Annotated in this window: 16 protein-coding genes and 3 pseudogenes; 4 read left to right on the forward strand and 15 right to left on the reverse strand. The window is 71.7% G+C overall.

Features of this window, described 5'->3' with window-relative positions; genetic code table 11:
- Window positions 1–243: 243 nt before the first annotated feature.
- The 5 genes and pseudogenes from ACGFZS_RS30150 to ACGFZS_RS30170 all read right to left on the reverse strand — a co-directional run.
- Complete coding sequence (locus ACGFZS_RS30150) at window positions 244–1,929, reverse strand: ribonuclease J (protein WP_393539947.1); 1,686 nt, start codon at window positions 1,927–1,929, stop codon at window positions 244–246.
- Between the two features lie 159 nt (window positions 1,930–2,088).
- Window positions 2,089–2,988, reverse strand: coding sequence for a 4-hydroxy-tetrahydrodipicolinate synthase (gene dapA / locus ACGFZS_RS30155; RefSeq protein ID WP_365691366.1), 900 nt, complete (start codon window positions 2,986–2,988; stop codon window positions 2,089–2,091).
- A gap of 211 nt (window positions 2,989–3,199) precedes the next feature.
- A pseudogene (thyX, locus tag ACGFZS_RS30160) lies at window positions 3,200–3,649 on the reverse strand (FAD-dependent thymidylate synthase); the annotation flags it as partial.
- 3 nt (window positions 3,650–3,652) lie between these two features.
- Window positions 3,653–4,579, reverse strand: a pseudogene (locus ACGFZS_RS30165) (HNH endonuclease); the annotation flags it as partial.
- Window positions 4,559–4,849 (reverse strand): annotated as a pseudogene (locus ACGFZS_RS30170) (FAD-dependent thymidylate synthase); the annotation flags it as partial. The pseudogenes ACGFZS_RS30170 and ACGFZS_RS30165, both read right to left, overlap by 21 nt.
- Window positions 4,850–5,050: 201 nt before the next feature.
- Between ACGFZS_RS30170 and ACGFZS_RS30175 the strand changes: the two are divergent.
- Entirely contained in the window at window positions 5,051–5,287 is a 237-nt protein-coding gene (locus ACGFZS_RS30175) for a hypothetical protein (RefSeq protein WP_359216182.1), read from the forward strand.
- A gap of 90 nt (window positions 5,288–5,377) precedes the next feature.
- Window positions 5,378–5,932 carry a hypothetical protein gene (locus ACGFZS_RS30180; RefSeq protein ID WP_393668853.1) on the forward strand — a complete coding sequence of 185 codons (555 nt, stop codon included), beginning with the start codon at window positions 5,378–5,380 and terminating at the stop codon, window positions 5,930–5,932.
- Window positions 5,933–6,050: 118 nt separating this feature from the next.
- Here ACGFZS_RS30180 and ACGFZS_RS30185 read toward each other — a convergent pair whose 3' ends face one another.
- The 5 genes from ACGFZS_RS30185 to rpsO all read right to left on the reverse strand — a co-directional run bounded on the left by ACGFZS_RS30185 (window position 6,051) and on the right by rpsO (window position 11,557).
- Window positions 6,051–6,503 carry a hypothetical protein gene (locus ACGFZS_RS30185; protein ID WP_393797741.1) on the reverse strand — a complete coding sequence of 151 codons (453 nt, stop codon included), beginning with the start codon at window positions 6,501–6,503 and terminating at the stop codon, window positions 6,051–6,053.
- A gap of 15 nt (window positions 6,504–6,518) precedes the next feature.
- Window positions 6,519–7,271, reverse strand: a complete 753-nt coding sequence (gene dapB, locus ACGFZS_RS30190; RefSeq protein ID WP_393797742.1) for a 4-hydroxy-tetrahydrodipicolinate reductase — start codon at window positions 7,269–7,271, stop codon at window positions 6,519–6,521.
- A 41-nt stretch (window positions 7,272–7,312) separates the two neighbouring features.
- Window positions 7,313–8,692: a pitrilysin family protein gene (locus tag ACGFZS_RS30195; protein ID WP_359216172.1), complete on the reverse strand. Its 1,380-nt coding sequence runs from the start codon at window positions 8,690–8,692 to the stop codon at window positions 7,313–7,315.
- Window positions 8,689–10,911, reverse strand: a complete 2,223-nt coding sequence (locus ACGFZS_RS30200) for a polyribonucleotide nucleotidyltransferase (RefSeq protein WP_362338575.1) — start codon at window positions 10,909–10,911, stop codon at window positions 8,689–8,691. The genes ACGFZS_RS30195 and ACGFZS_RS30200 overlap by 4 nt, the downstream gene beginning before the upstream one ends.
- Before the next feature lie 358 nt (window positions 10,912–11,269).
- Window positions 11,270–11,557 (reverse strand): 30S ribosomal protein S15, encoded by a 288-nt coding sequence (gene rpsO, locus ACGFZS_RS30205; protein ID WP_033529274.1) that lies wholly within the window; start codon window positions 11,555–11,557, stop codon window positions 11,270–11,272.
- Window positions 11,558–11,822: 265 nt separating this feature from the next.
- Between rpsO and ACGFZS_RS30210 the strand changes: the two genes are divergently transcribed.
- Entirely contained in the window at window positions 11,823–12,116 is a 294-nt protein-coding gene (locus ACGFZS_RS30210; RefSeq protein WP_393797743.1) for a DUF397 domain-containing protein, read from the forward strand.
- A gap of 751 nt (window positions 12,117–12,867) precedes the next feature.
- A complete protein-coding gene (locus tag ACGFZS_RS30215) occupies window positions 12,868–16,314 on the forward strand; it encodes an SCO5717 family growth-regulating ATPase (protein WP_393797744.1) in 3,447 nt (1,148 codons plus the stop codon).
- Window positions 16,315–16,381: 67 nt separating this feature from the next.
- On the opposite strand, the gene ACGFZS_RS30220 is transcribed toward ACGFZS_RS30215, so the two are convergent.
- The 5 genes from ACGFZS_RS30220 to ACGFZS_RS30240 all read right to left on the reverse strand — a co-directional run bounded on the left by ACGFZS_RS30220 (window position 16,382) and on the right by ACGFZS_RS30240 (window position 23,055).
- Window positions 16,382–17,332, reverse strand: a complete 951-nt coding sequence (locus tag ACGFZS_RS30220; protein ID WP_359216162.1) for a bifunctional riboflavin kinase/FAD synthetase — start codon at window positions 17,330–17,332, stop codon at window positions 16,382–16,384.
- 118 nt (window positions 17,333–17,450) lie between these two features.
- A complete protein-coding gene (locus tag ACGFZS_RS30225; protein ID WP_393797745.1) occupies window positions 17,451–21,107 on the reverse strand; it encodes a trypsin-like peptidase domain-containing protein in 3,657 nt (1,218 codons plus the stop codon).
- A 247-nt stretch (window positions 21,108–21,354) separates the two neighbouring features.
- Window positions 21,355–22,260 (reverse strand): tRNA pseudouridine(55) synthase TruB, encoded by a 906-nt coding sequence (gene truB / locus ACGFZS_RS30230; RefSeq protein ID WP_393797746.1) that lies wholly within the window; start codon window positions 22,258–22,260, stop codon window positions 21,355–21,357.
- A complete protein-coding gene (gene rbfA, locus ACGFZS_RS30235; RefSeq protein WP_365691346.1) occupies window positions 22,257–22,715 on the reverse strand; it encodes a 30S ribosome-binding factor RbfA in 459 nt (152 codons plus the stop codon). The genes truB and rbfA overlap by 4 nt, the downstream gene beginning before the upstream one ends.
- Before the next feature lie 46 nt (window positions 22,716–22,761).
- A complete protein-coding gene (locus tag ACGFZS_RS30240; RefSeq protein WP_046732584.1) occupies window positions 22,762–23,055 on the reverse strand; it encodes a DUF503 domain-containing protein in 294 nt (97 codons plus the stop codon).
- Window positions 23,056–23,161 lie beyond the last annotated feature (106 nt).

Raw genomic sequence — 23,161 nt, forward strand, 5'->3', positions numbered from 1 at the left:
TGCGTTTCCGACTCTATCAGACCGTTTTCCGATCCGATTTCCTCGGCGCTTTCCAGGTTTCCGCTCTCGCGTTTCCCTTTCCGGCGGTTCCGACTTTATCAGAAGTTCTGAGTCGGAATTTCCACCCGGTCCGGGTGACCGGGTCCAGTCCATGAAGCACTGGGGTTCCCCGTCGGGCGGAGCCGTAAACGTACTGGAGCGGGGTCCCTCGATGCAAATCGAGGGACCCCGCTCCGGGTTGGGTCAGACCTCCACGACCACCGGGAGGATCATCGGCCTGCGCCGATACGTGTCCGAAACCCACTTGCCGAGGGTCCTGCGGATGAGTTGCTGCAGCTGGTGGGGTTCCACGACGCCGTCCTGGGCCGAGCGCTCCAGGACCTCCGAGATCTTCGGGATGACGTCGGCGAACGCCGAGTCGTCGATGCCGGAGCCCCGGGCCTGGACGTGGGGACCGCCCGTGATCTTGCCGGTGGACGAGTCGACGACGACGAAGACCGAGATGATGCCCTCGTCGCCGAGGATCTTGCGGTCCTTGAGGGCCGGTTCGCCGACATCGCCGACGGAGAGGCCGTCGACGTACACGTAGCCCGCCTGGACCTTGCCGGAGATCTTCGCCTTGCCGGCGACGAGGTCGACGACGACACCGTCCTCGGCGATGACGATGCGGTCGTGCGGGACGCCGGTGAGGGCGCCCAGCTCGGCGTTGGCGCGCAGGTGCCGCCATTCGCCGTGGACCGGCATCAGGTTCTTCGGCCGGCAGATGTTGTAGAAGTACAGCAGCTCGCCGGCGGAGGCGTGGCCGGATACGTGCACCTTGGCGTTGCCCTTGTGGACGACGTTGGCGCCCCAGCGGGTCAGGCCGTTGATGACGCGGTAGACCGCGTTCTCGTTCCCGGGGATGAGGGACGAGGCCAGGATGACCGTGTCGCCCTCGACGATGCGGATCTGGTGGTCGCGGTTGGCCATCCGGGACAGGGCCGCCATCGGCTCGCCCTGGGAGCCCGTGCAGACCAGGACCACCTCGTGGTCGGGCAGGTCGTCGAGCGTCTTGACGTCGACCACCAGGCCCGGCGGGACCTTGAGGTAGCCGAGGTCCCGGGCGATGCCCATGTTGCGGACCATGGAGCGGCCGACGAAGGCGACCCGGCGGCCGTACTCGTGAGCCGTGTCCAGAATCTGCTGGATGCGGTGGACGTGGCTGGCGAAGCTCGCCACGATGATCCGCTTGCGGGCTCCGGCGAAGACCTGGCGCAGGACGTTCGTGATGTCGCGCTCGGGCGGGACGAATCCCGGCACCTCGGCGTTGGTCGAGTCGGCCAGGAGGAGGTCGATGCCCTCCTCGCTCAGCCGTGCGAACGCGTGTAGATCTGTCAGCCGGTTGTCCAGCGGGAGCTGGTCCATCTTGAAGTCGCCGGTGTGGACGACCATGCCGGCGGGGGTCCGGATGGCCACGGCGAGGGCGTCCGGGATGGAGTGGTTGACGGCGATGAACTCGCAGTCGAAGGGACCGACGCGCTCGCGCTGGCCCTCCGCCACTTCCAGGGTGTAGGGGCGGATCCGGTGCTCCTGGAGCTTGGCCTCGATGAGGGCGAGGGTCAGCTTGGAGCCGATCAGCGGGATGTCCGGCTTCTCGCGGAGGAGGAAGGGGACGCCGCCGATGTGGTCCTCGTGGCCGTGCGTGAGGACGATGCCCTCGACATCGTCGAGGCGGTCCCGGATGGACGAGAAGTCCGGCAGGATCAGGTCGATTCCGGGCTGCTCCTCCTCGGGGAAGAGCACTCCGCAGTCGACGATCAGCAGGCGGCCGCCGTACTCGAAGACGGTCATGTTTCGGCCGATCTCGCCGAGGCCGCCGAGCGGGGTGACCCGCAGGGCGCCTTCGGGGAGCTTCGGCGGCGGGGCGAGTTCAGGATGCGGATGACTCAAAAGACTCTCCTCACCACGCACGCCACGTACCGGTCGGGCACGTGGCGTGCGTGACGTTCGTGCATAAGCAGTTGTCGTTGTGTGGGTGCGGGCACACCGGTGGTCCCGCTTATTCAGTTGTGAAGCCTTGCTGCGCGGACAGCCGCGCGAAGTCTGTTGTCAGATCTGTACCCCGCCAGCAGCAAGATCGATCTTGAGCTGGGCGATCTCCTCGGCCGAACATTCGACCATCGGGGCGCGCAGGGGTCCGGCGGGCAGTCCCAGGAGGGCGAGCGCGGCCTTGGTGGTCATGACGCCCTGGGTGCGGAACATGCCGGTGTACACCGGGAGCAGCTTCTGGTGGATCTCGGCGGCCTTGACGACATCACCCGAGGTGTAGGCGTCGACGAGCGCCCGCAGGTCGGGGGTGACCAGGTGGCCGACGACCGACACGAATCCGACGGCGCCCACGGAGAGCAGCGGCAGGTTGAGCATGTCGTCGCCGGAGTACCAGGCCAGACCGGACCGCGCGATGGCCCAGCTCGCGCGGCCCAGGTCGCCCTTGGCGTCCTTGTTGGCGACGATCCTCGGGTGCTCGGCGAGGCGGACGAGTGTCTCGGTGTTGATCGGGACGCCGCTGCGGCCGGGGATGTCGTAGAGCATGACGGGCAGCCCGGCGGCGTCGGCGACGGCCGTGAAGTGCCGGTACAGGCCCTCCTGCGGGGGCTTGTTGTAGTACGGCGTGACGACGAGCAGGCCGTGGGCGCCGTCGCGCTCGGCCTGGCGGGCCAGCTCGATGCTGTGGTGGGTGTCGTTGGTGCCGACGCCGGCGACGACGTGGGCGCGGTCGCCGACCGCCTCCAGTACCGCTCGTACCAGCTCCGATTTCTCCGCGTCGCTGGTGGTGGGCGACTCACCGGTGGTGCCGTTGATGATCAGGCCGTCGTTGCCTGCGTCCACCAGGTGGGTTGCGAGCCGCTGCGCGCCGTCGAGGTCGAGCGCGCCGTCCGCCGTGAAGGGCGTGACCATGGCGGTGAGGACCCGCCCGAAGGGGGTCTGCGGAGTGGAGGTCGGAGCCATGGGTTACACGCTACTCGGTGCTCACGGCGCGGTCTGCCCTTGGGGTGCGGGGAAAGTCCGGACAAATGCGGAGCCCGGCACTGCCTGCTCGGGGGTTCAAGCAGTGCCGGGTCCGTTTGATCAGGCTAGATGAACTTCGCTAAATGCCGCAATACGGACACTTCAGGAGGCTGATCCGTACATCTGTGCCGAGCGCGAGCAGAAGGCCGGGTTACGGCGCGACACGGCCGTTGGCGTTGAAGGCGGCGTGGGTCAGCGGCATGAGCCTGGCCCACTCCGCCTCCATCTTCTCGCCCACCATCTCGATCTCCCGCTGCGGGAAGGACGGCACCTTGGCCAGCTCGTGCTGGGTACGCAGCCCGAGGAAGTGCATCAGCGAGCGGGCGTTGCAGGTGGCGTACATGGAGGAGAACAGCCCGACCGGAAGCACCGCACGAGCCACCTCACGGGCGACACCGGCGGCGAGCATCTCCTGGTAGCGCTCGTACGCCTGGATGTACGACTCCTGCATCGAGCGCTCCACGATCTCCTGCTGGGCCGTGGTGCCCGGCACGAACTCGTACTTGCCGGGACGCCCCTGCTGCACCAGCTTGCGGTCCTCGCCGGGGACGTAGAAGACCGGCTCGAGCTCGCGGTAGCGGCCGGACTCCTCGTTGTACGAGTTGTGGACGACGAATCCGTTCGCAAGGAAGTTGTGCCAGGGGCCTTCCACGGAGAGGTCGTACGTCATCTCCTCGCCGTCGGCCTCGATGGCGACGACCTGGTCCGGCACCGCCTTGGCGACCTTGCCATCGCGCTGGGCCAGCGCCTGCTCCCCCGCGCTCTTGGTCGCGTGACACGGTTCGCAGGCCGGAGCGAGGTTCTTCTCGTCGAGGGCCTGGAGCAGGTCACCGGCCACCGGGACGACGTGGTCCAGGGCGAGTTGCTCGCGCGGGAAGTCCCGACCGCACAGATGGCAGGTGTCGGTCTCCTTGATCAGCCGCTCGCGCTGCATCGAGCTCCACACGCCGATGCCGCGGCGCAGGCTCGGCGGGACCAGCCCCTGCGACGGGCGCGGCGCCGTACCGGAGACCAGGACGGCGTCCCCGACGGTGAGCTCTCCCGCCTTGCACCATCCCTCGGGGGTGAAGAGGGCGTGGTCGACCGTGCAGCGGAGGGTCTTGCCCGAGGCTGTGGTGATCTTGATGAGCGGCTTCACACCCGACTCGATCACGTCGACGATCCTGGCGCGCTGGGCGAGCAGGGTCTCCTCGTCATAGCAGCGCACGTGGTTGCGGCGGACCGATTCGAGCTTGCGGATACGGGTGCTGGGGTGCAGCTCCCGGAACTCCGCGACGGCCGACTCGGCCGCCTCGCGGTTCTCGTACAGGCCGAGGTAGTGGTTGGTGTCGCCGCGTCGCACCTGGGCCATCCACTTGCCCGCCCGACTGTGCCAGGTGACACCACCGGCCGAGTGCGGCAGACGGTCCTCGACACCCAGGTGCCAGAGCTTGTACAGGTCGGCGATGGTGCGACGGCGCAGCTGACCGGCCTCGCTCTCCAGCGTGATCTCCGTGTCCCCGGCGATGCACCACCCCACCCGGTGCCGCATGAACTCGCGGAAGACGAAGATCGGGGCGCTGATGAAGAAGGTCATCGAGTTGTGCTCGAAGGGGCTGCCGTGCCGGTCGCGCATGAGGTAGTTGATGAGGCCCTTGGAGCGCTCCGGGTCCTTCTTCAGCTCGTCCAGGGACTGCTCGCCGGCGGTGGAGACGCGGGCGGCCCACAGTACGTCGGAGTCGGCCGCGCTGTGCTTGACCAGTTCGACGGTGACATCGCTCCGGAAGCTGGGCTTGAGGTCGTCGGCGGGGGTGTCGGTCACGGCTCGGAGGGTCCTTCCATCACTTCTCTCGGGCGGCGCCCACTCTACGGCCCGGCACTGACATCGGGGCGTTCGGTGCCGGGGCACGACATACGGCGGCGAATTTCTGTGAATTCGGCGAAACCGGGCACCTTTTGGGGCACTCGCCCGTCTGTGTAGATGACAGACATTCTTTCGATCTCCGAGAGGAGAAGCACCACCATGCTCCGTCGGCGTGAACCCGTCCCGTTCGCCTTCCTCGCCGAAGCCGACAGGTTCCGCAGCAATGTCGCTCCCCCACCCCGTCAGCGGTCGTCCGCCGGTCAGATAGCCGGGCGGTGGCTGCTCGGGCTCACTCTCGTGGCCGGGCTCGTGGGCTCCCTGGTCCTCGCCATGCCGGCGCTGTCCACGCCCTCCGACACGCAGACCCAGCAGTCACAGGCCTCCCAGGGGCACTGACTCTTCCAGCCCCCCGTGAGTGGTGAGCGGGGACATGGCCGGATAGCCTCACCGGGCACAGCCCACGCATGGATTGAGTGAGGACCAGCCGTGCCCCTGCCCTTCCTGACGGCCGACCGCACCTTTGACGCGGCACCCGACACCGCGCTGCCCTACGACGACCGGGAGCGCTGGCGGCGCCCCTACCGGCCCGGGCCGTGGCGTGTGGGCGGGGCCGCCCTGTGGCTGCTGCTCGCCTCGTTCGTGCTGTTCGCGGCGGTCGCGCTGGCCCTGACCGGTTCGCTGTCCTCCGCCGGGGCGGTTCTCGGCATCGCGCTGCTGATCATCGCCGCCGCGCTGCGGATATTGCGCATGGGCGTGTGGGTGAGCGCGCACGGAGTGCGCCAGGTGGGTCTGCTGTACACGCGGACCGTGCCCTGGAAGCGGATCGTCTCGGTGCGTACGGCACAGCAGCCGGTGCGCTGGCTGGGGCTGCCGCGCACGGTGCAGGGGCAGGCGCTGACCCTCGTACGCAAGGACCGGTCGGCGGAGGACATCGCGCCGCTGCTGACCACGCACGGGATGGATTTCGTGGGCCGGTCGTCGGCCTTCGATCTCGCGGCGGACGCGGTGGAGGCGTGGGCCTCGGAGTACGGGCGCGGGTAGCTCCGCGGGACGTGCCGTGATGTGGCGTCTTTCGTCTGCGGCGCCGTTGTTGCTGGTCGCGCAGTTCCTCCCCCAGCCTTCGGCCGGGGCCCCCAGCGCCCCTTCAGGGCGCGACCGCTCAGGCCTCCACCGGCCTGCCGTCGTGGAGGGCGATGGCGCGCTGCATCGCCTTGCGGGCGCGCGGGGTGTCGCGGGCGTCGTGGTAGGCGACGGCGAGGCGGAACCAGCTGCGCCAGTCGTCGGGAGCGGCCTCGGTCTCGGCCTTGCGCTTGGCGAAGACCTCGTCGGCGGAGTCCCGGTCGATGCGGCCGCCGGGGGTGCGCTTGAGCTCGTCCACGGGCAGGCCGCCCTCGGCGTCGAGTTCGGTGGCGAGGGCGTTGGCCTTGCGGACGAACTGGGTGTTCTTCCAGAGGAACCAGAGACCGATGACCGGCAGGATCAGCACCGCCACGCCGAAGGTGACGGTGAGGAGCGTGCCGGTCTGGATGAGCATCACGCCACGGCTGCCGACCAGGACGAAGTAGAAGAGCAGGACGGCGGCCGTGACGGCGTAGGAGATCTTCGCGCGCATGTCAGAGGTCCCGTATCAGCCCAGGTCGAGGAAGTTCTCCAGGCCGAAGGTCAGGCCCGGAGTGGTGACCACGCGGCGGGCGCCGAGCAGGATGCCCGGCATGAAGCTGCTGTGGTGGAGGGAGTCGTGGCGGACGGTGAGGGTCTCGCCCTCGCCGCCGAGGAGGACCTCCTGGTGGGCGAGGAGGCCGCGGAGGCGGACCGCGTGGACCGGGATGCCGTCGACGTCGGCTCCCCGGGCGCCGTCCAGGGCGGTCACCGTGGCGTCCGGGGCCGGGGCGGTGCCGGCCGCGCGGCGGGCCTCGGCGATGAGCTGAGCGGTGCGGGTGGCGGTGCCGGAGGGGGCGTCGACCTTGTTCGGGTGGTGGAGCTCGATGACCTCCACCGACTCGAAGTACGGGGCGGCGATCTGGGCGAACTTCATGGTCAGCACGGCGCCGATGGAGAAGTTCGGGGCGATGAGCACGCCGGTCTCCGGGGACTGGGCGAGCCAGCCCGTCAGCTGCGCGAGGCGTTCGTCGGTCCAGCCCGTCGTGCCGACGACCGCGTGGATGCCGTGGCGCACGCAGAAGTCGAGGTTGCCCATGACCGAGGCGGGGGTGGTGAGTTCGACGGCGACCTGGGCGCCGGACTCGGCCAGCGCCTCCAGCTTGTCGCCCCGGCCGAGGGCGGCGACCAGCTCCATGTCCTCGGCGGCCTCGACGGCCTTGACCGCCTCGGAGCCGATCCGGCCCTGGGCGCCGAGGACCGCCACGCGCAGCTTGCTCATCTTCGTTCGTTCCTTACGGGAGGGGCCTTACCGGTGGGGTGTCAGGCGACGGCGTCGTGCAGGCGTGCGGCCTGTTTGTCCTTGAGCGGGCCGATGACCGACAGCGAGGGGCGCTGTCCCAGGATCTCGCGGGCGACCGAGCGGACGTCGTCCGGGGTCACCGCCGCTATCCGGGCCAGCATGTCGTCGACGGACATCTGCTCGCCCCAGCACAGTTCGCTCTTGCCGATACGGTTCATCAGCGCGCCGGTGTCCTCCAGGCCGAGGACCGTGGAGCCCTGGAGCTGGCCGATGGCACGGCCGATCTCGTCGTCCGGCAGGCCGTTCTCGGCGACCTGGTCGAGTTCGTCCCGGCAGATCTTCAGCACGTCGTGGACCTGCGAGGGGCGACAGCCGGCGTAGACGCCGAACAGGCCGCAGTCGGCGAAGCCGGAGGTGTACGAGTACACGCTGTAGGCCAGGCCTCGCTTCTCGCGGACCTCCTGGAAGAGCCGGGAGGACATGCCGCCGCCGAGGGCGGTGTTGAGCACGCCGAGCGCCCAGCGGCGGTCGTCGGTGCGGGCGAGCCCTGGCATGCCGAGGACGACGTGCGCCTGCTCGGTCTTGCGGCCGAGGAGTTCGACGCGGCCGGCGGTGCGGATCGTACGGCTGCCGTCGCGCGGGGCGATCGGGGCGGCCGCGGCGGTCTTGAAGGCGCCCGCCTTCTCGAAGGCCGCGCGGACCTGTCGTACGACCTTGTTGTGGTCGATGTTGCCGGCCGCTGCGACCACCAGGTGGGTGGGGTCGTAGTGCTTCTTGTAGAAGCGGCGGATGCGGTCGGCGGTGAGGGCGTTGACCGTGTCGACGGTGCCGAGGACCGGGCGGCCGAGGGCGTTGTCGCCGAACATGGTGTGCGCGAACAGGTCGTGCACGCAGTCGCCCGGGTCGTCCTCGGTCATGGCGATCTCTTCGAGGATCGCGCCCCGCTCGACGTTGACGTCGTCTTCCAGGATCAGCGAGCCCGTCAGCATGTCGCAGACGACGTCGATGGCGAGCGGCAGGTCGGTGTCGAGCACGCGCGCGTAGTAGCACGTGTACTCCTTCGCCGTGAACGCGTTCATCTCGCCGCCGACCGCGTCGATGGCGGAGGAGATGTCCAGGGCGGAGCGGCGCGTGGTGCCCTTGAAGAGCAGGTGCTCCAGGTAGTGGGTGGCGCCGTTCAGGGCGGGGGTCTCGTCGCGGGATCCGACGTGGGCCCAGATGCCGAAGGTCGCGGAGCGGACCGAGGGCAGGGTCTCGGTGACGATGCGCAGGCCGCCGGGGAGGGTCGTCTTGCGGACCGTGCCGATGCCGTTCTCGCCCTTGATCAGGGTTTGGGTACGGGCGACGGCCCGCGCCTCCGAGGAGGTGCGGGCCGTCGCCGTGGAGCTGCTCGACGTCACTTGTCGGTGTCGTCCTTCGCGTCCTCGTCGGAACCTTCCTCGCCCTCGATCACGGGGATGAGGGAGAGCTTGCCGCGGGAGTCGATCTCGGCGATCTCGACCTGGACCTTCTGGCCCACACCGAGGACGTCCTCGACGTTCTCCACGCGCTTGCCGCCGGCCAGCTTGCGGATCTGCGAGATGTGCAGCAGACCGTCCTTGCCGGGCAGCAGGGAGACGAACGCACCGAAGGTGGTCGTCTTCACGACCGTGCCCAGGTAGCGCTCGCCGACCTCGGGCATCGTCGGGTTGGCGATGCCGTTGATGGTCGTACGGGCGGCCTCGGCGGACGGGCCGTCGGCGGCACCGATGTAGATGGTGCCGTCGTCCTCGATGGTGATCTCGGCGCCGGTGTCCTCCTGGATCTGGTTGATCATCTTGCCCTTGGGGCCGATGACCTCGCCGATCTTGTCCACGGGGATCTTGACGGTGATGATCCGCGGGGCGTTCGGGGACATCTCGTCCGGCTTGTCGATCGCTTCCATCATCACGTCGAGGATGTGGAGGCGGGCGTCCCGGGCCTGCTTCAGCGCGGCGGCCAGGACGGAGGCCGGGATGCCGTCCAGCTTGGTGTCGAGCTGGAGGGCGGTCACGAACTCCTTGGTGCCGGCGACCTTGAAGTCCATGTCGCCGAAGGCGTCCTCCGCACCGAGGATGTCGGTGAGGGTGACGTAGTGCGTCTCGCCGTCGATGTCCTGGGAGATCAGCCCCATGGCGATACCGGCGACGGGGGCCTTCAGCGGCACACCGGCGTTCAGCAGCGACATGGTGGAGGCGCAGACCGAGCCCATGGACGTCGAGCCGTTGGAGCTCAGGGCCTCGGAGACCTGGCGGATCGCGTAGGGGAACTCCTCGCGCGTCGGCAGGACCGGCACGAGGGCGCGCTCGGCGAGGGCGCCGTGGCCGATCTCGCGGCGCTTCGGGGAGCCGACGCGGCCGGTCTCGCCGGTGGAGTACGGCGGGAAGTTGTAGTTGTGCATGTAGCGCTTGCGGGTCACCGGGGAGAGGGTGTCCAGCTGCTGCTCCATCCGGAGCATGTTGAGGGTGGTGACGCCCAGGATCTGGGTCTCACCACGCTCGAACACCGCGGAACCGTGCACCCGCGGGATGGCCTCGACCTCGGCGGCGAGCGTACGGATGTCCGTGACACCGCGGCCGTCGATGCGCTTCTTCTCCTTGATCACGCGCTCGCGGACCAGCTGCTTGGTGAGCGAGCGGTACGCGGCGGAGATCTCCTTCTCGCGGCCCTCGAACTCCGGGAGCAGCTTCTCGGCGGCCAGACCCTTGACGCGGTCCAGCTCGGCCTCGCGCTCCTGCTTGCCCGCGATGGTCAGCGCGGAGGCCAGCTCCGGGCGGACGGCGGCGGACAGCGCCTCCAGGACGTCGTCCTGGTAGTCGAGGAAGATCGGGAACTCGCCGGTCGGCTTGGCGGCCTTCGCGGCGAGGTCGGCCTGCGCCTTGCAGAGGACCTTGATGAAGGGCTTCGCGGCCTCCAGACCGGCGGCGACGACCTCCTCGGTGGGCGCCTCGGCGCCGCCCTTGACCAGCTGGATGGTCTTGTCGGTGGCCTCGGCCTCGACCATCATGATCGCGACGTCGCCGTCCTCCAGGGCGCGACCGGCGACCACCATGTCGAAGACGGCGTCCTCGAGCTCGGTGTGCGTCGGGAAGGCGACCCACTGGCCGTTGATCAGCGCGACGCGGACGCCGCCGATCGGGCCGGAGAAGGGCAGGCCGGCCAGCTGGGTGGACGCGGACGCGGCGTTGATCGCGACGACGTCGTACAGGTGGTCGGGGTTGAGCGCCATGATCGTGGCGACGACCTGGATCTCGTTGCGCAGGCCCTTCTTGAAGGACGGGCGCAGCGGGCGGTCGATCAGGCGGCAGGTGAGGATCGCGTCCTCGCTCGGCCGGCCCTCACGGCGGAAGAAGGAACCCGGGATCTTGCCGGCGGCGTACATCCGCTCCTCGACGTCCACCGTGAGGGGGAAGAAGTCGAGCTGGTCCTTGGGGTTCTTGGAGGCGGTGGTGGCCGACAGCACCATGGTGTCGTCGTCCAGGTACGCCACGGCGGAGCCGGCGGCCTGCTTGGCCAGGCGGCCCGTCTCGAAGCGGATGGTGCGGGTGCCGAAGGCGCCGTTGTCGATGACGGCCTCGGCGTAGTGGGTCTCGTTCTCCACTAGCGTTTTCTCCGTTACTTGTCGTCTTTCGTCACTCCCTGCCCGTGTGGCAGGGGGACGGTGGCGGAGAAGCGCGCCGGTCGTGCGGGCCGGTCTTCGATCGAAGCACCCGGGGCTCGCTTCCCCCCGGGGGCCACTACCGAGGACCGGCGGCGGCTTGGGTGCGCTTCTCCTGATTCGTTGTCGTGCTGTGTCGTCCGTACTGCGTTGTGCTACCACACTACAAAGCGTGAGTGACACTCCGCACGTTTCCGCACGTACGGCCGGGCGTGCGGTCGTACGTCCGGCGCTGTTTTCAGCACGTACGGCAAAGGGAGCGGTCCCGGGTGTCTCCGGGAACCGCTCCCTTCACGGCGTCTTACTTGGCGCCCGCCGCACCACGGCGGATGCCCAGGCGGTCGACCAGCGTACGGAAGCGCTGGATGTCCTTCTTCGCCAGGTACTGCAGGAGGCGACGGCGCTGACCGACCAGGATCAGCAGACCACGACGGGAGTGGTGGTCGTGCTTGTGGGTCTTGAGGTGCTCCGTCAGGTCGGAGATCCGGCGCGAGAGCATGGCGACCTGGACCTCGGGGGAGCCGGTGTCACCCTCCTTGGTACCGAACTCCGAGATGATCTGCTTCTTCGTGGCGGCGTCGAGCGACACGCGTACTCCTCAGGCTGTGAGTGGCCACCGAGCGCCCCGGTCTTCATCGCGGGGAAGCTTCCACTACTCGGGTGGCGAGGTCCGCTGGGCGCTGCCTCCGGGGTCCGCTGGGGATTCCGGAGGTGCGTACACAAACGGCCGTCGTCCAGGGTACCAGTGCCGGTGGGCGGCTCCGACCGGGGATCCACAAGCCCCGACGGGCCGATACGACCGCCAGTAGTGTGACCGTCACAGCTTACGTACGTCGGGAAGGGGTCGCTGCGGGATGAGCGAGACGGCTGAGGAGATGAAGGCGCGCAAGGAGCGGGAACGGGACGCGCTCTACGCGCTCGACATCTCGGGCGTCGAGTGGCACTGCGCGCCCGGTACCGAGCAGGACGAGGAGCGGGTCGAGATCGCCTATCTGCCGGAGGGGGCGGTGGCCATGCGGTCGTCCCTCGACCCGGACACCGTGCTGCGGTACACGGAGGCGGAGTGGACGGCGTTCGTGCTGGGCGCGCGGGACGGCGAGTTCGACCTGGAGCCGAACGAGCGCAACGGGGGCCTCGCCGCCCAGTAGACGGGTGACGCGGCGGACGGGGGACATGGGGCGCGGCACGCGCGGGTGCCGCCCCGGCCGGGCCCGGCCCGTGGGCCGACTGCGCGGTCAGCCGTTCCCGGCGCCGCCGACGCGCTTGTCGTCGGCGGCGGGCCTCGCGGACTGAGGGCGTCCGCGCGCGCCACAGCTTCTTGTCGGTGTTCGGGTCGACGATGACCACCTCGCCCTCGTCGCGGATGCCGGCGATCCTCGTGCCGGTGCCCTGGACCAGGGGCCGGGGCGCCCTCCTTGGGGAGGCTCTCCTCGTAGTGGTCTGCCGTATCTCGTCCCCGGCGGCAGGCGCGGACACACTCCCCCGCCCTCCGTCGCATTCGCGCGCAATGCCCCGTCTTCTGGGGCCAGTTCGTCGGTGCTCGCGCGAACACGCGCTCACCCTGCCCCCGCCCCCACCGCGGACTCGACGCCCGAACTGACGTTTCTTGCCCGTTTCGTTCACGGATTGTTCGGCAAGAGGAAGGCTGTGCACACCACTTCCGGGCACCGTGTGACCAGGTGGGCGTCCGCAGAGAGACGGACGGGCCTGCCGAGGTGCGGCTCGTGGTGATTAGGCTGGGAGGGGGCGCGACGTCAGGACCGTGAACACGGCGTCGGTGCTCCCGGGGGGAGAGCCGGTGGATCGGACTACCTCACACGAATACGGATGCTGAGAACGACACGACATGGTCGTCGCGCCGGCACGGCATGAGGGTGCTCGACCACACCAGGAGGAACTGTGAGCAGCGATCGGGACGGGACGCGCGGGGGCTGGGCCACACCCGGCGATGACCAGCCCGACGCCGAGTCCCTCAACGAGATGACGGGCGAGTTCACCATCGACTACGCCCCGCCCGCCTGGTACACGCAGAACGCGGCCGAGGGTTCCGGTGGGCCGGGGACGGACGCCGGTGGGCCGGGGGATGGTGCGGGCTCGGGGGCAGGGGCGGGTGCGCCTGGTTCCGGTACGACGCCTGCCGGTCATCCTCGTTCACCGTTCCCGCCGGGTGCGCCAATCCCCGGGCTGACGCCGCCTCCGCATGCCCAGCAGGGGGGTGGGGCGCCGGGACCGTTCACTCCGCCGCCGACCTCGACGCCGGGGGCGCCGTTCACCCCGCCGGCCGCGTCAACGCCCGCGGCGCCGTTCACTCCTGCGCCCACGTCGACGCCGGGTGCACCCTTCACCCCGCCGCCGCCTACGACGACGCCTGGAGCACCGTTCACGCCTCCGGCCGCCGCCGCGCCGAGTCCGCCGTTCACTCCGCCGGCACCGGCACCGGCACCAGTGCCAGTGGCACCACCGGCACCGGTCGCTCCGCCGGAGCCGGTCGCTGAGCCCGCCGCGCCCGTCGCCGGCCCGACCGCCGTGCCGAAGCTGCCGGTCGGTTTCGAGCCGCAGCGGCCTGCCGCCGAGGAGCAGGCAGCCGAGCCCGCGCGGGACCTGGAGCCGGAGACGAACCTGACGCCGGAGCCGGAGCCGGACAACGGTGACCTGGAGAGCGGGGCGACGATGCGGTTCTCCGCCGTCGCGCTGAAGCGCGAGATGGCCGAGGCCGCCGAGCAGGGTCGTGCCGAGGAGAAGGAAGCCGACGTCGTCGTGCCCTCGGCGGACGCCGAGGCAGAGGAGGCGGCCGAGGCTCCCGAGCCGGTCGCGTCCGTCGGCGTGGCCGATGTCGCCGACTCGGCCGACGCCACCAGTGACGTCATCGGCGACGAGGACGAGCAGGCCGCAGGGGACGGCGACGAGGAGGTCTCCCTCGACGCCGCCGACACGGTGGACGAGGACGACAGCGCCGACAGCGCCGAAGAGGACGAGCACCAGGACGCGGTCGTCGACGGCGAGGAGGAAGTCGGCTCCGACGGCGAGCCGGACACCGCGGCCGAGGACGCCGTTGCCCCCGTAGCCGCCGAGGACAGCGCGGAGCCCGAGGACGACGCGCCCCCCGCGCCTCAGGACGCCGTACCCGCCGCTCCCGCGCCGCAGGACGCGCCCCCGGCTCCCGAGGACATCGTGGCCACCCCTTGGGCCGCACCGCCGACGCCGCCCGCGGTGGTGCCGCCGCTGCCGCCGTCGTACCAGCCCGCGGCCCCCGCGCCGGCCGCCCAGTGGCCGGCCCAGCCGACGGTGGCGCCCGAGCCCACACCGGGGCCGCCGCAGCCCCAGCCGATCGCAGCACAGGGCCCCGCGGGCGTGCCCGAGCCGCCGCAGCCGTTCCAGCCGCAGGCTCCGCAGCCCGCCCCGGCCGCCTGGCACCAGCCCGCGCCCCCGCAGCCGGGCCAGCCGTACGCGGCGCAGCAGCCGCAGCAACCGCCGCAGCCGCCGGTCCCGCAGCCCCCCGCGCCCGGCGCGCAGGGCGGTTACGGCTTCCCGCAGCCGGGTGCCCCCGTCCCGCCGCAGGCGCCGGGCGGCTACGGCTACCCCGGCGCTCCCGTGCCCCAGGCACCCGCGCCGGCCGGCTACGGCTTCCCGCAGCCGGCCGCGCAGCCCCCCGTGCCCCCGGCCCAGCCCGGCGGCTACGGCTTCCCGCAGGCACCGCAGGCACCGCAGGCACCGCACGCCCCGCAACCGCCCCAGCAGCCGCAGGCCCCCCAGGACCCGCGCGCCGCCCAGCCCGCTCCGGCCCCTCGGCCCGAGTACGAGGTCCAGGCACCGCAGGCGCCCCAGGCACCGCAGGCGCCCCAGCCTCCGGTCGACCCCCGTGCCGGTGCGGCCTGGCCGCAGCCCATCCAGCACGACCAGCGGCAGATGACCAACCCCGGTGCCGCGCCGCTCGGTTACACCGCTGCCGTGGAGCTGTCGTCCGACCGGCTGCTCAACAACAAGAAGCAGAAGGCCAAGAGCGGCCGGCCCGCCGCCGCGTCCTCCCGGTTCAAGATCGGCGGTAAGAAGGAGGAGGCCGAGCGGCAGCGGAAGCTGGAGCTGATCCGCACGCCCGTGCTGTCCTGCTACCGGATAGCGGTGATCAGCCTCAAGGGCGGGGTCGGCAAGACCACCACGACCACCGCGCTCGGCTCGACCCTCGCCACCGAGCGGCAGGACAAGATCCTCGCCATCGACGCCAACCCGGACGCCGGCACCCTCGGCCGCCGGGTGCGCCGGGAGACCGGGGCCACCATCCGTGACCTGGTCCAGGCGATCCCGTACCTCAACTCCTACATGGACATCCGGCGCTTCACCTCGCAGGCCTCGTCCGGCCTGGAGATCATCGCCAACGACGTCGACCCGGCCGTCTCGACCACGTTCAACGACGAGGACTACCGGCGCGCGATCGACGTGCTCGGCAAGCAGTACCCGATCATCCTCACCGACTCCGGCACCGGTCTGCTCTACAGCGCCATGCGCGGGGTGCTCGACCTCGCCGACCAGCTGATCATCATCTCGACGCCGTCGGTGGACGGCGCGAGCAGTGCCAGTACGACCCTGGACTGGCTGTCCGCGCACGGCTACGCCGACCTGGTGTCCCGCTCCCTCACGGTCATCTCCGGGGTGCGCGAGACCGGCAAGATGATCAAGGTCGAGGACATCGTGTCGCACTTCGAGACGCGCTGCCGGGGTGTGGTGGTCGTTCCCTTCGACGAGCACCTGTCCGCCGGTGCCGAGGTCGACCTCGACATGATGCGGCCGAAGGTGCGCGAGGCGTACTTCAACCTCGCCGCGATGGTCGCCGAGGACTTCGTACGGCACCAGCAGATGCACGGCCTGTGGACCAGCGACGGCAACCCGCCGCCGGTGGCCGCCCCGCCGATGCCCGGCCAACCCTTCCCCGGCCAGCCCGGCCCGCAGCAGTACGCGCCGGGTCAGCCGCAGCAGCCGTACGCGCCCGGACAGCCGTATCCGCAGCAGCCGCCGCAGCCGTACCCGCCGCAGCAGGAGCTCTACGGCCAGCCCCAGCCCCCCGCCGCCCAGCCGCCCTATCCGCCGCAGCAGCCCCCGCAGGTACAGCCGTATCCCCCGCAGCCGCAGCCGCAGCCGCAGCCGGGATACGGCTACCCGCAGGCCGGTGCCCAGCCGCCCGTCGCTCCCCCGACCCCGCCGCCCGGCGGCTACGGCTTCCCGCAGCCGGGCCAGCCCGGTCAGCCCGGTCAACCCGGCGGTCAGCCCGTGCCGCCGGCACCCGAGCAGGCGGCGGCCCCGCAGCCGCCCCAGCAGCCGCAGGGACCGCCCCCGCAGGGACCGCAGCAGTAGCCGAAACGCCGAAGGGCGGCCGGTGCGTCAGCGCACCGGCCGCCCTTCGGCGTAGGGGACCCGGAGGTCAGGCGTCCTCGGCCGCCACCAGTTCACGGCAGCGCTTGACGTCCTCGGCCATCTGCTCCAGCAGGGCGTCGAGGGAGTCGAACTTGGCCTGGCCGCGGACGTAGGCCAGGAAGTCGACGGCGACGTGCAGGCCGTACAGGTCGAGGCCGACGCGGTCGATGGCGTACGCCTCCACCGTGCGCTCGGTGCCGTCGAACTGCGGGTTGGTGCCGACGGAGATCGCGGCGGGCATGATCTCGCCCTGCGCGTGCAGGTAACCGGCGTAGACGCCGTCGGCGGGGATCGCGGTGTGCGGGAGGGTCTCCACGTTGGCGGTGGGGAAGCCCAGCTCACGGCCGCGCTGGGCGCCACGCACGACCACGCCCTCCACCCGGTGCGGGCGGCCCAGGATCTCGCGGGCGCCCGCGAGATCGCCCTCGGCGACCAGGCGCCGGGTCAGGGTGGAGGAGAACGGCTCGCCGCCGCCCGCCTCGCCGCGCACGAACAGGTCGACGACCTCGACCTCGAAGTCGTACACCTTGCCCTGCTCGATCAGGAACTCCACGTTGCCCGCGGCCTTGTGGCCGAAGCGGAAGTTGGGGCCCTCGACGACCGCCTTGGCGTGCAGCTTGTCGACCAGGACCTTCACCACGAAGTCGGCGGCCGACAGCTTCGAGAACTCGGTGGTGAAGGGCAGGATCAGCACCGCGTCCACGCCCAGGTCCGCCATCAACTCGGCGCGGGTGTGGTGCGGGGCGAGCAGCGGCGGGTGGCTGCCGGGGCGGACGACCTCGCTGGGGTGCGGGTCGAAGGTGACGACGACGGCCGGGATGCCCAGCTGACGGGCGCGGTCCACGGCATGCCGGATGATCAGCTGGTGACCGCGGTGCACCCCGTCATAGGAACCGATGGTGACGACGCTGCGCCCCCAGTCCTCGGGGATGTCCTCCAAGCCACGCCAGCGCTGCACTGTGTCCGCTCCTCGAACCTGTGTCCGTTGTCCCTCTTACGCAGGTCTAAGGGTGCCATGTTTGGCGCACTCGGCTCACACCGGCACGGTCGCTGTGACCGGGCGCACGTGTCGGCGGTCACGCGGGGACCCGGACGCCCGCCAGGTTGCCCAGCATCCGGCGGGTGCTGGGGCCGACCACCGCGGCCCATTCGTCCGGGGTGTCGGTGAGCCAGCGGGCCATCAGGGCGGCGAATCCGGGCACGTGCCGGCCGAGGTCGACCAGTCCGCGGTCGAACCGGGTCGCGCCGTCCGGGGTGCGGACCAGCAGCAGCCCGGTGCGCCGGACCAGTTCCCGCTTCTGGTCGCCGTCCTCCCCACGCTGGGCGGCGGCCGCGTGCAGCAGCGCGTCCAGGACGCCCGGGTCCCGCTCACGCGCGAGCAGGAACTCCAGCAGTTCCCGGCGCAGCGGGCGCGAGGCGGCGGGACCGGCCGCGCCGAGCACGGTCGCGAGGGCGGCCCGCACCGGCTCGGGGCCGTCGTCGAGCAGCCCGGTGACCAGCGGGAGGAGTACGGTGCGGGCCTCGGCGCCGCGGCCGAGGCGCCGTTCGACGAACCCGGCCACCTGTCCGGCCAGCTCCGGCCGCAGTTCGGCGGCCTCCAGGACGATCTCGGTGACCCGCTGGGCGTGCGCGGGCACGATGACCTCGGCGAGGGTGCGCAGCACGGGTCCGGCCTCCGGTCCGCGCAGCCGGGCCCGGAAGGCCTCCAGGACTTCGTCGGGGTGGCTGGCCAGGGCGGGGACCAGGGCGGCGGGCGTGAGCTGGAGGTCGCCGGCGGTGAAGTGCCGTAGCGCCTGCGGGAGATGGCGGGCGCGGGTGCGCGGGTCGCGGACCAGGAGGGCGAGGGCGCCGCCGTGCAGGGTGCAGTCGGCGGGGCGGGCGAGCAGGGCGAGCGCGGCGTAGCGGAGGAGTTCGCGGTCGGGCTCGCTGCGGACGTGCGGGGCGGCGCGCAGCCCGTGGGCGACGGCGGCCACCCGGCGGGCCGGGCGTTCGTCGTGCGCCCAGCGGTCGACGGCCCGGCAGAGCGCCGACGGCTCGTCCTCGGCGAGGACGCCGAGCAGTTCGTCGGCGCGCCGGTGTGCCGCGTCCACCAGCACCTCGGTCAGGTCGTCCAGCGCCCTCCGGCGATGGGTGTGCAGCAGCGCCTGGGCCGCGGTCGCCACGGTGGCGTGCGGCATCGCGGGCAGCGGCCGCTCGTCGTCGAACCACCGGGTGAGATACGGCTGTACGACGGCGGAGTGGGCGGCGAGCAGCCGGGCGACGGCGTCCAGATAGCGCGGCTCCTCCCGGCCCTGGGTGTCCTCGGCCACCGGCCGGGCGCCGAAGCGCCCGACGCCCGCGGTCTCCGGCAGCGGCTCGTCCGCGAGCACCAGCCGCCGCAGCAGGTCGAAGCGTTCGGCGTCGGGGAGCGCGAGCGCGGTCCAGAAGTCCGGTCCGAACTCGGCGGGCGCGCTGCGCTGCCGACCCACGACCCGGTCGGCGAGCAGCCGCAGCACCCCGGTGTACGGCATGGCGTCGGGCAGCCGCAGCAGGGTCTGGGCGAGCAGTCGCGCGGCCCACCAGGAGCCGGGGTCCAGGTCCAGGGCGTGCGCCAACTCGTCCAGTCTGGGCGCGAGTCGGGACGGGCCGTACTCGCGGTCGAGGAGCAGCAGGGCCTGCACGACCGGGCCGACCCGGTGGTGCGGGACGGGCAGGGGGTGGGCGCCCTGGGGGGTGCGCGGGCGGTGGACGAGGGCGTGCAGGGCCTCGTCGAGGTCCAGGTGCATGCCCTGGATCCAGTCGGCGAACTCCTCGTGGGCGAAGCGGTAGCCGCCGCCGGCGGGCACCAGCAGGCCCTCGGTGAGCACGGCGGAGGCCCAGCCGGAGCCGGCGCCGAGGTGGGCCGGGACGGGTCCCCAGGGGAACACCGCCTCGAACGACTCGCGGTCCAGCTCGCCCTGGCCCGGGCCGAGGCTGCGCCGGGCGGCCTCGTGCACCTGGCCGGAGACGCGGGCGGCGAGCCGTCGTACGGCCGTACCGCGCAGGCCGTTCTCGGCGGCCAGCCGGACCGCGATGCGCAGGCACATCAGGTCGAGGTGGGCGGCGAAGACGTCGTGCCGGTCGAGCGGGCCGTCGGCCGGTGTGTCGGCGCCCGGGAGGGCGGCGCGGACCTCGGCGAGCAGGCGCAGGGCGAGCGGGTGCCGGGCGTCGCGGTCGGTGAGGAGGCCGTCGGGGATGCCGTAGCGGGAGCGGGCGCTTCGGGCCTCGTCGGGGGTGAGGTCGGTGAGCCGGACGCAGGAGGGTTCACCGGTGCCCTGGTGCAGCAGGTCGGGCGGGAACTCGGTGCCGGCGCGCTCCCAGTACTCCTCGCGGCAGGCCAGCAGGAGACGGGTGCCGGTGTCGCGCAGCCAGTCCGCGGTGCCCGCGGTCCAGGCCGGCAGCCGGTGGGCGAGGACGGGGGGCATCTCCTCGGGGCCGTCCAGCAGGAGCAGGAGCGGGCGGCCGGCGCGGGCGGCGAGGCGGGCCAGCCGTTCGACGGTGAGGTCGCCGAGGTCGCCGGGGAGCTGGGAGCGGGAGGCGGCGACGATGCGTACGGCGCGCTCCAGGGAGCGGCGGGCCGCGTCGGCCACGGAGTCGTCGGCGTCCTTGAGGTCGGCGCCGCGGAGCCAGAGGGTGGGGGTCGCTTCGCGGTTGCGGCGGGCGGCGAGGGCGGCGAGTTCTGTGGTGCGGCCGGTGCCGGGGGAGCCGACGAGGGCAAGGACCGTGCCGTGGCCGCGGGTGCCTTCGGCGAAGGCCGACAGTTCCCTTGAGATGGCCGCTCGTTCCACGGGTTGTACGGGGTCGGTGTATTCCGCAGAGAGTGGTGCGGAAGGTGAGTGAGGGGCTGCGGGTGAGTGGGGGCTGGTCGCGCAGTTCCCCGCGCCCCTTTGGGGCGCTCCGGTGCGGGGGGTGGACATGCGAGGGCGGCCCACATAACCGGCCAGGGTGCCCGGGGGGCCGTCCTGGCCCACCGAGGTCGCCGTCAGTTCCAGGAGGCCGGCGAGGTTGAGATCGGGGCCGTAGGCCGGGACGGTCGCGGCGTTGCGGGTGAGGAGGTCGGTGAGGGGGGTGGTGTCGGGGTGGTGGAGGGGGACGGCGAAGCCGACGTCGCGTTGGCCGGACTGGAGGGCTGTGCCGAGGACGGCGAGGACGGCTCCGGTCTCGGCGTCCAGGACCGGGCCGCCGGCGGCGCCACCGCCCAGGCGCAGGGCGTCGCGGCCCGCCGTGCCGATCGCCAGCTCCAGGGCGTCCTCGAGGAGGTGGAAGCGGTCGGTGGCGGTGTAGGTCACCTGGGTCGCGGCCAGCACCCGGGCCTCGCGCCAGCGGTCGGCGGCGATGCGGACGTAGGTGCCGGCGGGGATGCGCTCCCGTACGGTGATCGGGAGCGGGTCCACGCCGAGGCCCTCGGTGCGGATCAGGGCGAGGTCGTGGGCGGGCAGCGGGGTGACCGCGTCCGAGGCGACCACGCAGGTGCGGCCGTCGGCCGCGTGCAGCACGATCCGGGCGAGGCCGTCGACGGCCTCGTGGCTGGTGACGAGCGTGCCGTGGTGGTCGGCCAGGAAGCCGGTGCCGCGCGGGCGCCCGGCGAGGTCGCGGACCCGGACCAGCCGCTCGTCCAACCCCGCGCCCGGGTCCTGGCCCGGGTCCTGCCGTGCCTCCCGCGGACCGTCCGCCGTCCGGCGACCGCTCCCGGTCCGCGGGCCGCGTACCGCCATGATCGAACCTCCCCGCCCGTACACCCGTGCCTCGTCTTCGACCGTAGGCGCGAAATGATCAGCGGGACAGAGCGGGCGGTGAACGCGCCCCCCTCCGCTCCCCCGGTTCACTCCGAGCGCCTGCTCGGTCGGGTGAATAGCCCGGGGCGGGTGGATACACCCTAGGGGTGGGGGAACCGAGGGGGGACCGTGGAGCGGCGGCGGCGCCAGACCCCGTGGTCGCCGCTCCACGGGCACACCGGGTGGTTCAGCCGAAGACGGCGAGGCTCTTGGCCTTGCCCTTCTGCTCCTCGACGAGCGCGAGGAAGCGGCCCTCGGGGTCGAACACGGCGACGGGACCGGCGTCCGCGTACACCTCGGGCATCTCCAGGCGTACGCCGTTGAGCAGCAGCCTGGCCCGCTTGGCGTCGACGTCCCAGCGCCGGAAGGCGGCCCCGGCGGCCTCGGCGATCGGCATCACGGTCAGCTCCTGCTGGAGCTGGTCGAGGGTGCGCGCGGAGTCCAGCTTGTACGGTCCGACGCGGGTGCGGCGCAGCGCGGTGAGGTGCCCGCCGACGCCGAGGTCGGCCCCGAGGTCGCGGGCGAGGGCGCGGATGTAGGTGCCGGAGGAGCAGACCACCGAGACGACCAGGTCCAGGACGGGGGTGCCGTCCTCGGCGACGGCGTCCCGGATGTCGTACACGGCGAAGGAGGAGACGGTCACCGGGCGGGCCGGGATGTCGAAGTCCTCGCCGTCCCGGGCGCGCTTGTACGACCGGACACCGTCGATCTTGATGGCGCTGACCTTGGACGGCACCTGCATGATGGCGCCGGTCAGCTTGGCGATGCCGGCGTCGACGGCCTCGCGGGTGACCTTGGAGGCGTCGGTGGACGAGGTGATCTCGCCCTCGGCGTCGTCCGTGACGGTGTTCTGCCCGAGGCGGATCGTCCCCAGGTACTCCTTCTCCGTGAGGGCGAGGTGCCCGAGGAGCTTGGTCGCCCGCTCGATGCCGAGGACGAGGACGCCCGTGGCCATGGGGTCGAGGGTGCCGGCGTGCCCGACGCGGCGGGTGCGGGCGATGCCCCGCATCTTGGCGACGACGTCGTGCGAGGTGAAGCCCGACGGCTTGTCGACGATGACAAGGCCGTCGGGCGGGGTGGGCTTGCTGGTCATTCGGTGGCGTCGTCCGTCTCGTCGGCCGTCTCTTCGCCCGGCTTCTTGTACGGGTCGGCGTCCCCGGCGTAGTCGGCGCCCGCGGAGGCCTCGCGGACCGCCGCGTCGGACTGGCGCGCCCGGTCGAGGAGGTCCTCGATGTTCCGGGCGGTGTCCGGGAGGGCGTCCGCGACGAAGGCGAGGGTCGGCGTGAACTTCACGCCGGCGGCACGGCCGACCTCGGACCGGAGAATGCCCTTGGCGCTCTCCAGACCGGCGGCGGCCGCCTTCCGCTCCTCCTCGTCGCCGTACACCGTGTAGAAGACGGTCGCCTCCCTGAGGTCACCCGTGACCCGGGTGTCCGTGATGGTGACGTGGGTGCCGAGCCGCGGGTCCTTGATCCCGCGCTGCAGCTTCTGGGCCACCACCTCTCGGATGAGGTCCGCCAGCCTTTTAGCCCGCGCGTTGTCGGCCACTGGTCCGTCTCCCGTTCTTTCTTCTTGTCGTTCTCAAGTCTCAGGTCTAGTCGTCGTCGCCGTGGAAACGCCGTCGCACGGACAGCAGTTCCACCTCGGGGCGGCCGGCGACCAGCCGTTCGCACCGGTCGAGTACGTCGGTCAGGTGCGCGGCGTCTCCGGAGACCATGGCGAGGCCGATACCGGCCCTGCGGTGAAGGTCCAGATGGTCCACCTCGGCGGCACTCACGGCGTACTTCCGCTGGAGTTCGGCGACGATCGGGCGGACGACGGAGCGCTTCTCCTTCAGCGAGTGGATGTCGCCGAGGAGGAGGTCGAAGGACAGGGTCCCCACGTACATGTGTGTAACCGGTTAACCCGCCGGCTCGGGATCGATGGCCCTGCGACGACGGTACCCCGTCCGGGCCCGTGGCTCGACGGGGTTTTACCGCACCCTGGGCTGCGGC

Source organism: Streptomyces sp. NPDC048288 (assembly GCF_043201555.1).
Lineage (GTDB): Bacteria > Actinomycetota > Actinomycetes > Streptomycetales > Streptomycetaceae > Streptomyces.

Excerpts from the sequence above, each read along its gene's own strand:
- ACGFZS_RS30185 (WP_393797741.1), bottom strand. The coding sequence starts at position 6,503 with ATGCGCGCGAAGATCTCCTACGCCGTCACGGCCGCCGTCCTGCTCTTC.
- ACGFZS_RS30240 (WP_046732584.1), bottom strand. The coding sequence starts at position 23,055 with ATGTACGTGGGGACCCTGTCCTTCGACCTCCTCCTCGGCGACATCCAC.
- ACGFZS_RS30175 (WP_359216182.1), top strand. The coding sequence starts at position 5,051 with ATGCTCCGTCGGCGTGAACCCGTCCCGTTCGCCTTCCTCGCCGAAGCC.
- dapB (WP_393797742.1), bottom strand. The coding sequence starts at position 7,271 with ATGAGCAAGCTGCGCGTGGCGGTCCTCGGCGCCCAGGGCCGGATCGGC.
- dapA (WP_365691366.1), bottom strand. The coding sequence starts at position 2,988 with ATGGCTCCGACCTCCACTCCGCAGACCCCCTTCGGGCGGGTCCTCACC.
- truB (WP_393797746.1), bottom strand. The coding sequence starts at position 22,260 with ATGACCAGCAAGCCCACCCCGCCCGACGGCCTTGTCATCGTCGACAAG.
- ACGFZS_RS30210 (WP_393797743.1), top strand. The coding sequence starts at position 11,823 with ATGAGCGAGACGGCTGAGGAGATGAAGGCGCGCAAGGAGCGGGAACGG.
- ACGFZS_RS30225 (WP_393797745.1), bottom strand. The coding sequence starts at position 21,107 with ATGGCGGTACGCGGCCCGCGGACCGGGAGCGGTCGCCGGACGGCGGAC.